The sequence below is a fragment of the Pedobacter sp. PF22-3 genome (assembly GCF_026239555.1).
Classification (GTDB): domain Bacteria; phylum Bacteroidota; class Bacteroidia; order Sphingobacteriales; family Sphingobacteriaceae; genus Pedobacter.
This window is the reverse complement of the sequence record NZ_JAPIVP010000002.1, coordinates 76351-91173: the sequence shown is the minus strand read 5'-3', so window position 1 is coordinate 91173 and position 14823 is coordinate 76351. Positions and strand designations below refer to the sequence as shown.

Below are 14823 nucleotides of genomic sequence, written 5' to 3'. Positions count from 1 at the left end.
TGATGAAGAAATTGGTTTTTTTAGTTTTCTTATGTTTAGGTTACCAGGTATTGGCTGCGCAGGTTAAGGTACATACCGACATGCGCACGCCAACTTGGAATTTAATTGGGCTCAGGTACGATGCCGAAATTGAACCCCGCAAATGGGGAAGTGTTTTTCCGCCAGCATTAAAAGCATTAAACAATAAGATAATAGAACTGCCTGGTTACATCATTCCAACAAAGGTAGGATCGAAATTTAGCGAATTCATGTTCTCTATTGTACCTATAGCATCTTGTCCATATTGCGGAGCAGGAGATATCCCATCAATGGTACAGGTAAAAATGTTAAACACGATCCCCATTACAGAAAAACCGATTAAGCTTAGGGGCACTTTCATCATTAACGATTCAGGCGACGATAGGAGTGAATTTTTTCTTTTAAATGCAAAACAGTTATAATCTTATTCGATCATGAAGAAATATATGCTGGTACTTTTGGTTTTAATCTCCCTGGCCTCAGTTGCCCAGGTACCTGTTCATACCGAAACACGAACTGCCACCTGGAACCTGATTGGTTTAAAATACGATAAACAGGTAAAGCCCTTGGTTTGGCAGGCTGTTTTTCCACCTGCACTAAAGATTATACATAATAAGGTAATTGAACTTCCTGGTTATATTATTCCCACTAAAGTTGGCAATAGCTTTAATGAATTTATGTTTTCTATGGTGCCTGTTGCCTCCTGTCCATATTGTGGTACGGGAGATATTCCATCAATGATTGAAGTAAAGACTTTAAAACCCATCAATTGGACAGAAGCGCCAATTACGCTTCGAGGGAAATTTATAATCAATGATTCTGGCGATAGCCGATCTATCTTTTTTCTTTTAGATGCAGTTAAAAAATGAAATATTTATATGCTATTTTCCTTCTGTTTTCAGTTTGTATAGCCACAGCACAGACACAAAAACATAACCCAAAAGATCAGTTGCGATCTTTAAACTGGGATGTAATTGCCTCGGTAAAGTTTGAACTGACTGATAAGAATGAACTCTTGCCTCTTTTTACAGAAACGATCAGGCGTTTTGAAAATAGGGAATTTGATTTAACTGGTTACCTGATCCCTATAAAAAGCGGACAGAAACAGCAGAAATTTCTTTTGGCCACTTTGCCCATTAATCAATGTTATTTTTGCGGGCAAAATGGCATTCCGGTAATGATTATGATAGAGATGGCAAATGAGGTACCTTATAGTGAAAAACCTATTCACGTGCAGGGGATTTTAAAATTAGAAGAAAAGGACGCAAGTTATAAGCCACCAATAACCATCAAAAATGCCAAACTCATTTATTAATTGCTTATTTTTGTATTGCTATGGAAGATAATACTGCACGTTTCGAAAAACTTTTGGTTAAGAATGGATTAAAACGAACTGCTCCGCGTTTGCAGGTGCTGGAAATTTTAAGTGGAAGGGATTCTGCAACCTCTCAGCCTTATTTAGAGCAGGTGATGGGAAAGGATGCAGACCGTGTTACCTTATACCGGGTTTTACAGGCTTTTGAAGAGAAAGGGATTATCCATAAGGTTTTAGACCAGCAAGGAACGGCCAATTATGCCATCTGTTCTGATGGTTGCAGTGCACATGAGCATCATGATGAACATGTACATTTTAACTGCGATAACTGCCATAAAATTTACTGTTTAGATACTGTTAAGATCCCGGCATTAAAAGTTCCGGCAGGGTTTAAAGTAGATCGCCTTAATCTGATTGCTACGGGTTTATGCGCCAGTTGTTCGGATAAAGTAAATTAAGAATTACTGTACCAAAAGATTACATCCCCTGATATCCGCATGATCAAACCGGCCCAGTACTTCAAAACTTTGATCGGGATTGATTCTGCCCAGATCCTGTGTGGCAATAAATGAGCAGGAATTGAGATTGGCCAGGTCGATTACATTGACGCCACCAGTTCTGCCATTTTCAATTAAACTTAAAGGATCATTGGTGTCGCGGATCAAAACTCGCATCCAGCCAGGACAGTTGAAAATACCTTCGCCCAAAGAATAGGCCTGAGATAGTAGCTCGGTCATTCCATATTCGCTATGAATAGCTTTTACGCCAAATCCTTTAGTTAACTGTTCATGAAGCTCCTCGCGTACCATTTCTTTACGTTTCCCTTTCATCCCTCCGGTTTCCATTACAATAAGCTCAGGGAAATTGATGTCGTATTGTTCGATAAAATCGAGCAGGGCATAGGTTACGCCGATTAAAACTGTTTTTTGTTTTTTTGATTTCAGATCAAGCAGCGTCTGCAGCAAATCTTCATGATTATATAAAAAGTAACCACTTTTCGGGTGGTTGCTCTTTTCGATCAGATCATTTACCATGTAAATTAACGATGAACCCGACCTTTGCTGATAGGAAGGTAAAAGTGCCAAGAAGCAATATTCGGTTACATCGCCATAAAACTGCGCAAAAGCCTGCAGGTAACTCTGTTCATATAACTTAACATCTGTTACATGGTGACTGCTTTGGATCATACCCGTTGTACCCGAACTGCTGAAAGTAATTTCTACAGGTTCATTACTGCTTAGAACTGAGTGGCTTTTAAAAAAGCTGATGGGTAAAAAGGGAATCTGTCCAATTTCGGTTACTGCATCAGCATCAACACCTAAATGAAAAATATATTCGCGGTAAACATTGCAATTTTGGGCCTGTAACTTAAAAATATTTAAGGCAACGTCGTTAAATGCATTACTATCTTTTACAGAAAAAATCTCGTTAGCGGTTAAATTCACACGGCAAAAGTACAAAGCATTATGCTATTTTCTCGTCAGTTTTTTTAGCCAGCATCGCCATGCGGAACTGATAGCCACAATAACCGCTAATTCCGGCCACCAAACCACTTAAAATACCGGTAACCAATAACAATGCCCACCACAGTTTTATCCCCGTCATTACCGCTACACGGCCAGCGAGTACGTTATCATTAGGCAGGCTTTTAAATAAAGCGTAGCCGATCCAAAGTAAGAAAATAGCAAGGAAAGATTGCCAGAAGGCTATTTTTCCTGTTTTGCCAATAATACCACAAGTGGCAAAAGATATTACGATGATGATCCACCAGGGGGCAATCATTTGTAGAAGGAAACAGATTATTAATATAACAATGAAAACCATTTTAGCCTATTTAGAAATTTTTAAACGAGAAATAACCGTGCCCGATTGATCATCAGGACTTTGCATATAAAACAGATCATATAACTTACCATTTGCCCAGGTATCGATCATGTTATCATAAAATTTGCTTCCGGGATTACCCGATTGGCCACCAGGATAAACACCGTGCCCTTTTGGCGTTTTACCCAACTCGATCACCATCCGCCAAGATGGTCCGTTGGTTTCGCTCAAAGCATTAATCGTGCTTTTGGCACCACCAATCTGTAAAACTTTCGAACCGAATCCAGGTATTTTGGCCAGGTGCGGTACATTGGTCTGTTTTACATTTGCCCAATCCCAATCTTTATTTATGGGGCCAAAGCGCCTTTCCAAACTATCACAACTATATTTAAACGCTTCGTTAACCAGATCAGATAACGTTTCTTTTTTGCTGGTGTTAATGTTATCGTACCAGGTTGCGTTGGGCTCTTTTAAGATCATCTCTACCGTACGGTCTCTTGAAGGGTAACGCATTGGGACGCCTTTTACTTCAAATTCATCTGCCCAGATATTATATGATAAGCGTTTAGTCCAAATTTCGAATACGCTGGCCGCAATTTCATGTGCATCATAACGTTTGTTCCATTTGCGCAGGTAAGCCAATGCTTCTTTTTGCGTAGCATTTAACTGTTCATTGTTCAGTAAAGGCAATAAAGCTGGAACCAGGTTCTGCGCCATAATGCTATAGTTGTCAGTCTGCATCAGGCGGATACTGTCTAAAGTAGCTTTGTTCATTACCGATAAACGGTCGTTGATGCGTTTGCCCCGCTCATAGGGTGCAAATTCCCAGTTAATATAGTATGGGTAAGTAGTATCGGTAGAAGACTGGTTGGCCGAACTCACAAAACCACGTGGCGGATTTTTAACCGTTGGATTTTGTGCATTCGGGATCCATCCTTGCCAATCGTAAGCAGGATCGGTTCCATCCAGTATAAATTTACCCTGATCTTTCCATTTTAAAGGAAACTTACCATTTGGTGTAATCGCGATATCATTATCAACACTGGCAAAAACGAAGTTTTGTGCAGGGGCAGTATAAAAAGTTAAGGCCTTACGGTAATCATTATAGTTTTTACCACGGTTAAGGTAATAAAAGGTCATGAGTTCGTTCGATTCATCATGGGCTATCCACCTGAGTGCATCGCCAACGGGTACATTGTCGGCCCTGCCATATTTAGGCTTCTGGAAATATACCACTGGCCCATGATGGGTGTAGTAAACAGTATCGATTTCATCTTTTCCACCTCGTATTTTTATCGTTTCCAATCTTTTGGTTGTGGCTTTCCATTTATTGTTATACCAATACTCATTGTGGCTCGAATCCTTAAATTTGATCTGATAGAAATCAAGCACATCAGCAGCAACATTGGTTACGCCCCAGGCTATTTTCTGGTTAAAACCAATAATTACGCCAGGGGCACCAGGTAAAGAAACACCATAAGTATTTACGCCGGGTGCATGTAGCTGAATCTGGTACCAAATTGACGGAAGTGTTAAATCTAAATGGGGATCGTTTGCTAAGATCGGATATCCTGACGCAGTTTTAGTGCCAGATAATGCCCAGTTATTACTGCCAATACCTTCTACTTTTTCAGTTGTTTTTACCTCACCGGTTTGAGCCTGAGTAAAGCTTTCTGGCGTTTTAGGGATTGGTAGTGGAGAGAAATCCCATTTTGTGCCCACAGGTATAATCGGGTCTTCGCGGAAAGGGTAATCCGGAAAAAGATTTTTGGTTACTTCCGGGCCGAATTTTTTCAGGATATTGGTCATGTAAAATTCGTCAGAACCCATGGCTAATACTGCCGACATCTGTTTTAATAGTAAAGCACATTTTACAGGTGTCCAGTTTTCGGGTTTAAAATCTAGAATTTTATATTCTAAGGGATAATTGGCTTTAGAAAGTGTTTTGATGTAGGCATTAATCCCTTCGGTATAAGCTAAGATCATTTCTTTTGCTTTTGGATCGGCCATCATACCTTTCAAGGAGTTTTCTGCACCATACACCATGCCCATCCGGCGCTGATACCGGTCTACCTCTATCGCTTTATCACCCACTACTTCACTAATTCTTCCAGCAGCAAAACGGGTCTGAAAATCCATTTGCCAAAGGCGGTGCATAGCGGTAACATAACCTTGTGCCAAATACAGGTCATGATCATTCTGGGCAAAAATATGTGGGATCATGCGGTCGTCAAAAACGATTTCAATTTTATCAATCGCCCCTTTTATTTTCGCTTTATGGTTAAACATAAAATGATTGTTCTCTGCATTTTGCCAGAAACCCATAAAAGGATTTAGAAATTTTAACACAGGAGGCGTATTGCCTAATTTAGTGTTAAATAAAAAAGCTAATGCAATCGGAATGACGATGCAGAACAGGGCTTTAATTTGATTCATAATGGCTAGCTAACAAGTCTTTTGCTAAGATAGGGCAAAATGACGATTTATGTCTAATGCAAAATACAACAAACTGTATATCAATCAAAATTATAATTTGTTTCGAAGCTATTATGTTGACCTAATTTGTTTAATTCAAAAAAAGAGTTTAAGTTTATGTAACTAATCAAACCAACAAACAATACAATTAATCTTTCAGGTAACCAAATTAACAATCTTTTATGAGCAGAATTTTTACACAGATCTTCTATGTGTTATTATCAATGTGTACAATTAATATTGCTGCACAGGCACAGCGCATTACGGTAAGCGGTACCGTAAAGGATAAGCAATCTAAAGAAGGATTAGCTGGGGTTAGTTTAACCATCAAAGGCCAGTCGGGCGGTACGGCATCTACAGCTAACGGCAGTTTTAGTTTTACGACAACGGCAAAAGTGCCGTTTACTTTGGTGGCATCTTATGTAGGCTACGGTACAGTAGAACAGCAGATTACGGGAAGTACCTCAGGTATTAATATCGAAATAGAAACGACAGTTGTATTGGGGGGGGATGTAGTAGTTTCAGCTTCGCGTACACCAGAACGGATTTTAGAATCGCCCGTTTCCATCGAGCGGATGAGTGCAGCTACCATCAGGGAAATCGCTGCACCATCGTTTTATGATGCGTTGAATAATATGAAAGGTGTAGAAAGCAGTATGCAGAGCTTAACTTTTAAATCGATCAATACACGTGGTTTTAATTCTAATGGTAATACCCGTTTTAACCAATATATTGATGGTATGGATAACCAGGCTCCGGGATTGAACTTCTCGGTAGGTAACATTGTCGGGATTACCGAGCTAGATGTAGATAATGTAGAGTTGTTGCCAGGTGCTTCATCTGCACTTTACGGAGCAGGCGGTATCAACGGGACGTTGTTAATGACCTCAAAAGATCCTTTTAAATATCCGGGAGCTAGCTTTCAATACAAAACAGGAGTTAACCATGTTAACGATAATAACAGTACAGTACAGCCTTTCAATCAATTGGATGTACGTATGGCCAAATCTTGGAACAATAAATTTGGGGTAAAAGCAGCATTTTCGTTTTTACAGGCCAAAGATTGGTTTGGAAACAATTATTCAAATTTTGATAGGGTTTCGAGAACAGTAAAAAGTGGAGATCGGAGCGATCCTAACTATGATGGGATCAATACTTATGGCGATGAGCTTAGTCAGAATATGAGGAATGTGGCTCAAAGTGTGTTAGCGTCAGGGCAGGCAACCTATATTAAAAATTACGGGCTTGCTACAGGCGGACAGGTGCCCAGCCCCGCTCAGATTGCGACTTTTCTTTCTACCAATGCACAAACGAGACCTTTTTATGTTGGGATAAATACTCCTGGATTAATCCCGAATCAAAATATTACACGCAATGGTTACAATGAATCAGATCTGGTTGATTATAATACAAAATCTTTAAAAGCTTCCGGAGCTTTATATTATAATATTAGCAGTACGGTTCAGGCAACTTTGCAGGCCAATTGGGGTACAGGAACTTCTGTATATACCGGTTCAGATCGCTACTCCTTACGTAATTTTAATATAGGCCAGTACAAATTAGAGTTAAAAGGAGAAGATTTTATGCTGCGTGGTTATACCACACAAGAACGTTCTGGCGACTCATATATTTCCTCGATTTTGGGAAGTTACATTAATGAAAAGTCCAAAGTTTCTCAAGCCTGGTTCCCTGAATACGTAGGTAATTATGTTGGTGCAAGATCGCTTGGGCAAACGGATGCACAGGCACAGATTACTGCCAGAACAGCTGCCAATTCTGCTTCAAGTGGTGGTAGTGCCTATTTTGCGCCAGGTTCACCACAATTTTTGCAGGCAAAAGATCAGATTATGAATACCACTATCAGTGCTTCTGATCCATCTAAAGGTATATATGGGGCTAAATTTGATGATAAAAGCAATCTTTATCATTATGAAGGACTATATAATTTTACCAACCTTTTTAATAAGGTAGTGGAATTTCAGGTAGGCGCATCTTATCGTTTATATGACTTAAATTCAGCTGGAACCATTTTTAATGATTTAAATGAATCGATCGATATTAAGGAATATGGTGCTTTTGGACAAATAGGTAAAAAATTCTTTAACGATAAAGTTAAATTTACCTTTGCCGGCCGTTATGATAAAAGCCAAAACTTTGAAGGTCGGTTTACACCGAGGATAACCGGCGTATTTACGGTTGCGAAAAATAACAACATCAGGGTTTCTTACCAAACCGGTTACCGTAACCCAACCACACAGAACCAATATATAGATCTATCTGTTGGCGGTGGTTCGCAAAGGTTAATTGGTGGTTTGCCAGAAATTATGTTCAGCAAATACCACTTAGATACCAACAAGCCTTATACTGATGTAAGCTATCGTGCATATCTGGCTTCGGCAGCAACTACCGGAGCACCAAATCCGGCACTTTTGCAACAATATAATTTTGATGCTAAAGGCGTTCGTCCGGAAAGTGTTCAGTCTTACGAGTTGGGTTACAAAGGTTTACTTTTACCTAATTTGTTGCTTGATGCATATGGTTATTACAATATTTATAAAGACTTTATCACTGCTGTTGACGTTTATCAGAATGTAAACGGAAGCTTTGTTAAATTCGGCGTTCCCGTTAATGCAGCAGGTAAAGTAACCTCTTATGGTGCAGCTTTAGGTTTGGATTACCTGGTGGGCAAATGGAATATGAGTGGTAACGTTTCCTATAACCAGATCGGAGATTTGCCGGTTAACTACATTAACGATTTCAATACGCCTAAAATCCGTTATAACCTTGGATTGGGTAATAAAGAGATTATTAAAAACTTTGGTTTCAATGTTTCTTACCGTTGGCAAGACCAGTTCTACTGGAATTCATCTTTTGCTTCTGGCCAGGTACCTGCCTACAGTTCTCTAGATGCCCAGGTGAGTTTAAGGATTCCTTCAGTGCAATCAGTTGTTAAATTGGGTGGTTCTAATGTCTTGAATAAATATTACATTACTTCTTATGGTAACCCTATGGCTGGTGCAATTTACTATGTTGGATTGACCTTCAATCCATAGTAAAACTCATTGAGTTTTGATTAGCCCGTTGTATAGCTATACAACGGGCTTTTTTTTGAAAACTTATTGAATCTATATTGTTTGAATCTGAAAGTTCGTTTTTGATAAATAAAATTATATCCGATCGAATATAATTTTATTAGAATTGTTGTATTTATATCCGATCGCATATAATTAAATTAAAATCATTATATTTATATCCGATAGGATATAATATGCAAACAATAAAATCTTTTGTAAAAGCGAAAAGAAAAGAATTGGGTTTAACTCAGCAAGATTTAGCTTTGAACGCAGGTGTTGGATTAAATTTTGTTCGTGATTTAGAGCAAGACAAGAAAACCCTTCGTTTAGATAAAGTAAATGAAGTATTAGCCTTGTTTGGTAAGCAAGTTGGCGTGGTTAATCAAAGTGATGAGAATGGTTAGAAAAGCAAAAATATATTATCAAGATCAGTTGGCTGGGAGTCTTTCAGAAACAGATGACGGATACATATTTCAATATGACCTGAAGTATTTGAAGAATGAAAATGCTTCAGTAATTAGCCTCACTTTGCCGCTTTCTGAAGATCAATACCATAACAAAGTATTATTTCCTTTTTTTTGATGGGCTGATACCAGAGGGCTGGTTGTTAGATATCGGTGAAAAATATTGGAAACTTAATCCGAAAGATCGTTTCGAGTTATTGATAAATTTATGTAGGGATACAATAGGGGCAGTTTCTGTATATCCAATGGAGGTGGAAGAAAATGGCTAATTTTTTGTTTTGCTATCAGTTACTCGACACCAAATAAATCTCCCCATTGATCAATGATACCTTAACTAGTGCGGCGGTTATCATTAAAAATTAATTTTTTCTGCATTGCTTTCGATTTTGAGCGGACCTTCTTAGTGTAAATAATACACTTTAATCAACAGGCCTTGAAAAAAAGCTTGATTCCTTTTAATAAAATATTTGTATTATAGTACTCTCTTAAGCATATCCCGGTTTAAGAGCTATGAATTTAAAATTTTGAATAAATAAGGATGGAAGCGCAAAACGACAAACCTAACGAGGCAAGCGATCTGATCGAAAAGGAACAGGAAGTACAGCATTTAAACAATCCAGTTGATATATCTGTAAAACCAATTGTTAAACAATACCTTGGCGAGGTAAAAAAAGTAAAGAAAGAGGGCAATCGTTTTTATTTCTCAGACGGTGATGCAAGAGTAGAAATTCGGGTGGTAAGCGATGAAATTATTAGGGTACGCCTGGCGCCGCATGGCGTTTTTCTTGATGATTTCTCTTACGCAGTACCAGAGGTAGACCAAAAGGTTTCTGTTTTTAAAATGCAGGAACACGATGATCATTATACCGTTTCTACCCACTCGGTAACCTGTAAAATAGAAAAGGCAAATTTCCATATTTCTTTCCACGATAATATTACCAATGTGATGATGGTTGATGAAGCCAACTCTATGCATTGGGAAGAAAATGTAGATTTTGGTGGTTACTATATCTACGCAACCAAAAAATGTCATCCTGAAGAAAATTTCTTCGGTTTGGGCGATAAATCGGGTAACTTCAACCTGCGGGGCAGGCGGTTCGAAAACTGGAATACCGACGCCTATTCTTTTGGCTGGAACCAGGATCCGCTATATCGGACCATACCATTCTATATTGGTTTGCATAACCAGGCCGCATATGGTATTTTCTTCGACAACACTTTTAAATCATACTTCGATTTTGGTTCAGAAGATGTAAATAAAACCAGTTTTTGGGCCGATGGTGGTGAATTACAGTATTACTATATTCACGGCCCGCATATTATGGATGTGGTTAAACGTTACGCTACTTTAACGGGTACGCATCCTATGCCGCCAAAGTGGACTTTAGGTTATCAACAATGCCGTTGGAGCTACTATCCGGAAGCTAAGGTTAAAGAAATAGCCAAGCAATTTAGAGAACGTAAAATTCCTTGCGACGCCATTTACCTGGATATTGATTACATGGATGGCTATCGGTGTTTTACCTGGAATAAAAAGTACTTTCCAGATCCGCCGAGAATGATCAAAGAGCTTTCGGATGATGGTTTTAAAACCGTGGTAATGATCGATCCTGGAATTAAGGTAGACGATGATTACTGGGTGTTTAAAGAAGGTAAAGAGAAAAGATTTTTCTGTCGCCGTAGCGACGATTATTATATGGAAGGGCATGTTTGGCCTGGTCGTTGCCAGTTTCCTGATTTTACCAACCCAAAAGTACGTACCTGGTGGGGTAATTTATACAAAGAGCTCGTAGATATGGGGGTAGCCGGTTTCTGGAACGATATGAATGAGCCAGCGGTGTTTGGCTCTGGTACCTTCCCGAACGATGTACGCCATAATTATGATGGTTATCGCGGCTCCCACCGCAAAGCGCACAATGTTTATGGCATGCAGATGGTGCGTTCTACTTACGAAGGGCTTAAAAAACTGATGCGCAACAAACGCCCGTTTACCATTACAAGAGCTGGCTATTCAGGTATGCAACGCTATGCCAGTGTATGGACCGGCGATAATATTGCCACCTGGGAGCACTTAAAGATCGGAAATATTCAATGCCAGCGTTTATCGGTTTCTGGTGTGCCTTTCTGCGGAACAGATATAGGTGGATTTAGTGGAGAGCCTGATGGTGAATTATTTACCCGCTGGATTCAGTTAGGTACTTTCTCACCATTTATGCGCGCCCACTCTGCTGGTGATACAGCAGAGCGTGAGCCCTGGAGTTTCGGTGAATTTTTCGAAAATATTAATCGCAAGTTTATTGAGCTAAGGTACCGTTTAATGCCTTACCTGTATTCCGTTTTCTGGGAGCATCATCGTTATGGTTTCCCGATTTTAAGACCATTGGTCATGCTAGAGCAGGAAAACATCAGCAACAGTTTCCGTCAGGATGAGTTTTGCTATGGCGATAAACTTTTGATTTGCCCAGTACTGGAGCAGGGAGCCATTTCGCGCAAAGTTTACCTGCCTAAAGGTACTTGGTATAATTTCTGGACCAATGAAACTTTAGAAGGTGGTAACGAATATACTGTTGATGCCAAGATAGACAGTATGCCAATGTTTGTGCGCGCCGGTTCTGTTTTGCCAGAATATCCGGTAATGCAGTATGTAGATGAAAAATCAATTACTGAAGTGGTTTTAAATATCTATCATAGTGATTACGAAGTAAATTCTTACATGTACGAAGATCATGGAGATACCTTTGCTTACGAACAGGATATTTACCTCGAAAAGAAATTTACCGTAAAAGGCGATATGCAAACGATAAAGGTAAACCAACGTATTGAAGGATTATATACGCCGAATTACGAGCTATATGTTTGTAACGTTATCGGTGTAAAATTTCAGGTGAGGAAAATTATTATCGATAATAAAGAAGTCTCCGATTTTTATACCGACGATCAGCAAGTACTGCATTTCAAATGCAATAAAAACTTCTCCCAGATACAGATTTTAAGTCTGTAAATCTTTTAGCCCCAAATGTTGTTTAGCAGTTGGGGCTAAATTTATCTAGCCAAAAAACAGCTATGCCATCAGCGAAAAAAGTTACTTTAAAAAAAACAGCTTTAGCCAAAGCCGACCACACAAAAGCGGTTTGGGTACACAGTTTATATACCGATTACGACATTGATCTTTTTCTGGTTGGAAAGCATTTCAGGCTCTATGAGAAAATGGGTTCGCACCTGATTACAGTTGATGGTACAGCCGGAACTTATTTTTCGGTATGGGCACCAAATGCCATTGCTGTAAGTGTGGTAGGTAACTTCAACAATTGGATCAATACCTCACATGGCTTAAACAAACGATGGGATAAATCAGGTATTTGGGAAGGTTTTATTCCGGGTATAGCCAAAGGCGAAGTTTATAAATACTTTGTAAAAGGCTTTGATGAATCTGAACATTTAAAAGGCGACCCTTATGCGCGCAGGTGGGAGCACCCGCCGCAAACCGCTTCTATTGTTTGGGATACCGATTATACCTGGAAAGATAAGACCTGGTTAAATAAAAGGGCAAAGCTGAATGCTTTAGATCAACCCATATCCGTGTATGAAGTGCATTTAGGCTCTTGGGAGCGCGATCCGGAAAATCCAGAACGTGTTTTAAACTGCAGGGAAGTGGCCAGCAGGTTAGTGCCTTATGTAAAGGAAATGGGTTTTACGCATGTAGAGCTGATGCCTGTAATGGAGTTTCCATATTTTCCGAGCTGGGGCTATCAGATAACCGGTTATTTTGGGGCGAGTTCGCGCTATGGCTCACCGCAGGATTTAATGTATCTTATTGATGCATTGCATAAAGCCAATATTGCTGTAATATTGGATTGGGTACCTTCTCATTTTCCGGGCGATAGGCACGGCTTGTATGAATTTGATGGAACGCATCTTTATGAACATGCCGATATGCGCAAGGGATTTCATCCGGATTGGAAATCGTATATTTTTAACTATGATAGAAATGAGGTTCGGTCTTTTTTAATCAGTAATGCTATATTTTGGCTGGATCAGTACCATGCTGATGGATTGAGGGTAGATGCAGTAGCTTCAATGTTATATTTCAATTTCTCCAGAGAAGATGGAGACGCCGCAACAAATGAATATGGGGGAAGTGAAAACCTTGGGGCTATACAGTTTTTACAAGACCTGAATGTTGCTGTTTATGGAAATTTTGATGGCGTACAAACCATTGCAGAAGAAAGTAGCACTTACCCTGGCGTAACCCATCCGGTACACGCCGGTGGATTAGGATTTGGCATGAAATGGATGATGGGCTGGATGAATGACACGTTAAAGTATTTCAAGGTAGAAACCCTCGGGCGGAAAAACCACCACCATCAATTAAGTTTTAGCATGACTTATGCTTTTACCGAAAATTTTATGTTACCTTTCTCTCATGATGAGGTAGTACATGGCAAATCGCCGATGCTTTATAAAATGCCTGGCGACGATTGGCAGAAGTTCGCGAATTTAAGGGCGCTTTATGGTTATATGTTTACGCACCCTGGCGCAAAATTGCTTTTTATGGGCAACGAGTTTGGTCAAACCAGTGAGTGGAACTTTACACAATCATTAGATTGGCATTTATTACAATATGCGCCACATAAAGGTATGCAGGAAACAGTTAAAGCTTTAAATTTTCTGTATCGTAAAGAACCTGCATTATATCATTTCAATTTTAGTCACGAAGGTTTTCAATGGATTGACGCTGACAATACAAACGAATCTGTATTTGTATACATGCGCAAAGGACCAAAGGCTAAAGATACTTTGATTATTGCCATAAACCTAACACCAGTGGTTCGGGAGAATTATAAAATTGGGGTGCCGTTTAAAACCAAATGGGCAGAGATTTTTAATACGGATGATCTAGTTTATTATGGTGGCGGTATCAACAACAGAGGAGATATTGTTCCGGATCTAAAAGATTATAATGGGCAAAAATATTCAATAACGGTTGATCTACCTCCCTTGGCTGTAGTGATTTTTAAAAGTAAATAAAAAATCTATTGGTTTTTATATCCCGCCAAACTATCAATAAAGGAATAGTTTGGCGGTTTTTTTTAATCGCATTTTTGGTTGTTCATTAGATGTTTACAGAACAAGTTATAAGAGTACAGAAGAGCATTACTGCTCAATAAGATTTATAAATCAGATGAGCCTGTATTAAGGCACTATTCTTAACTACGGTTACAACTTATGTTGTCGCAAATTCAAACCTTCTCCAGATTTGGTGTGAAAAGAAATTATGATGGATGTGCGGTTTGATAGCCAGCCAGAAAAATGAGCATCATTTATATAAGAAAAGCTTCCCATTGCTGGAAAGCTTTCTTAATCCCTGGAGTGGAAGCTTCCAGAGAGGGTGCAAAGATACAATAACCACCGTCTCTTGCAAATATATTTTTAAATAATATTTAAACTGAAAAGTATGTGTATACGTAAAGCATTAAGGGGCTAGTGTTTAATGTTTTTATATTTCTTACAGCATCCTTTCAAAACTTTATCCTAAAATGGCTTAACAAAACGACCTGATATTCTGAAGCTGTATTTTTTGTACTCCATTCGGTTGTTTGATTTTGGTGGCGTTGCATAAACAAAGAGAAACTAGGTGTGTTATTAAACCAAA

Annotated in this window: 13 protein-coding genes; 10 read left to right on the top strand and 3 right to left on the bottom strand. The window is 39.1% G+C overall.

What is annotated here, in order from left to right:
• Positions 1–2 precede the first annotated feature (2 nt).
• From OQX63_RS03530 to OQX63_RS03515, 4 genes are read left to right on the top strand one after another with little or no spacing between them, the layout of a single operon-like run.
• Positions 3–440, top strand: coding sequence for a hypothetical protein (locus tag OQX63_RS03530; protein ID WP_265849503.1), 438 nt, complete (start codon positions 3–5; stop codon positions 438–440).
• Between the two features lie 12 nt (positions 441–452).
• Positions 453–887 carry a hypothetical protein gene (locus OQX63_RS03525; protein WP_265849502.1) on the top strand — a complete coding sequence of 145 codons (435 nt, stop codon included), beginning with the start codon at positions 453–455 and terminating at the stop codon, positions 885–887.
• On the top strand, positions 884–1333 hold the full coding sequence (locus OQX63_RS03520) for a hypothetical protein (protein WP_265849501.1): 450 nt from the start codon (positions 884–886) through the stop codon (positions 1331–1333). Before OQX63_RS03525 ends, OQX63_RS03520 begins: the two co-directional genes overlap by 4 nt.
• Positions 1334–1353: 20 nt before the next feature.
• The gene (locus OQX63_RS03515) at positions 1354–1791 is read left to right on the top strand and encodes a Fur family transcriptional regulator (protein ID WP_147225985.1); all 438 of its coding nucleotides are present in this window, start codon (positions 1354–1356) and stop codon (positions 1789–1791) included.
• 3 nt (positions 1792–1794) lie between these two features.
• On the opposite strand, the gene OQX63_RS03510 is transcribed toward OQX63_RS03515, so the two are convergent.
• From OQX63_RS03510 to OQX63_RS03500, 3 genes are read right to left on the bottom strand one after another with little or no spacing between them, the layout of a single operon-like run.
• Positions 1795–2778: an acyl transferase gene (locus tag OQX63_RS03510; RefSeq protein ID WP_265849500.1), complete on the bottom strand. Its 984-nt coding sequence runs from the start codon at positions 2776–2778 to the stop codon at positions 1795–1797.
• Between the two features lie 19 nt (positions 2779–2797).
• On the bottom strand, positions 2798–3157 hold the full coding sequence (locus tag OQX63_RS03505; RefSeq protein ID WP_057932598.1) for a hypothetical protein: 360 nt from the start codon (positions 3155–3157) through the stop codon (positions 2798–2800).
• A gap of 6 nt (positions 3158–3163) precedes the next feature.
• Positions 3164–5593 carry a penicillin acylase family protein gene (locus tag OQX63_RS03500; RefSeq protein ID WP_265849499.1) on the bottom strand — a complete coding sequence of 810 codons (2430 nt, stop codon included), beginning with the start codon at positions 5591–5593 and terminating at the stop codon, positions 3164–3166.
• 221 nt (positions 5594–5814) lie between these two features.
• Here OQX63_RS03500 and OQX63_RS03495 point away from each other — a divergent pair, with 221 nt between their 5' ends.
• From OQX63_RS03495 to glgB, 6 genes are all read left to right on the top strand, one after another.
• A complete protein-coding gene (locus OQX63_RS03495; protein WP_265849498.1) occupies positions 5815–8685 on the top strand; it encodes a TonB-dependent receptor in 2871 nt (956 codons plus the stop codon).
• Between the two features lie 215 nt (positions 8686–8900).
• Positions 8901–9110 (top strand): helix-turn-helix transcriptional regulator, encoded by a 210-nt coding sequence (locus OQX63_RS03490; protein ID WP_265849497.1) that lies wholly within the window; start codon positions 8901–8903, stop codon positions 9108–9110.
• Positions 9097–9288 carry a HipA N-terminal domain-containing protein gene (locus tag OQX63_RS23355; protein WP_323670616.1) on the top strand — a complete coding sequence of 64 codons (192 nt, stop codon included), beginning with the start codon at positions 9097–9099 and terminating at the stop codon, positions 9286–9288. Before OQX63_RS03490 ends, OQX63_RS23355 begins: the two co-directional genes overlap by 14 nt.
• A 22-nt stretch (positions 9289–9310) precedes the next feature.
• On the top strand, positions 9311–9439 hold the full coding sequence (locus OQX63_RS23350) for a hypothetical protein (RefSeq protein WP_265849495.1): 129 nt from the start codon (positions 9311–9313) through the stop codon (positions 9437–9439).
• Positions 9440–9708: 269 nt separating this feature from the next.
• Positions 9709–12171 (top strand): glycoside hydrolase family 31 protein, encoded by a 2463-nt coding sequence (locus OQX63_RS03475; RefSeq protein WP_265849494.1) that lies wholly within the window; start codon positions 9709–9711, stop codon positions 12169–12171.
• 62 nt (positions 12172–12233) lie between these two features.
• On the top strand, positions 12234–14198 hold the full coding sequence (glgB, locus tag OQX63_RS03470; protein ID WP_265849493.1) for a 1,4-alpha-glucan branching protein GlgB: 1965 nt from the start codon (positions 12234–12236) through the stop codon (positions 14196–14198).
• The last annotated feature ends 625 nt before the right edge of the window (positions 14199–14823 follow it).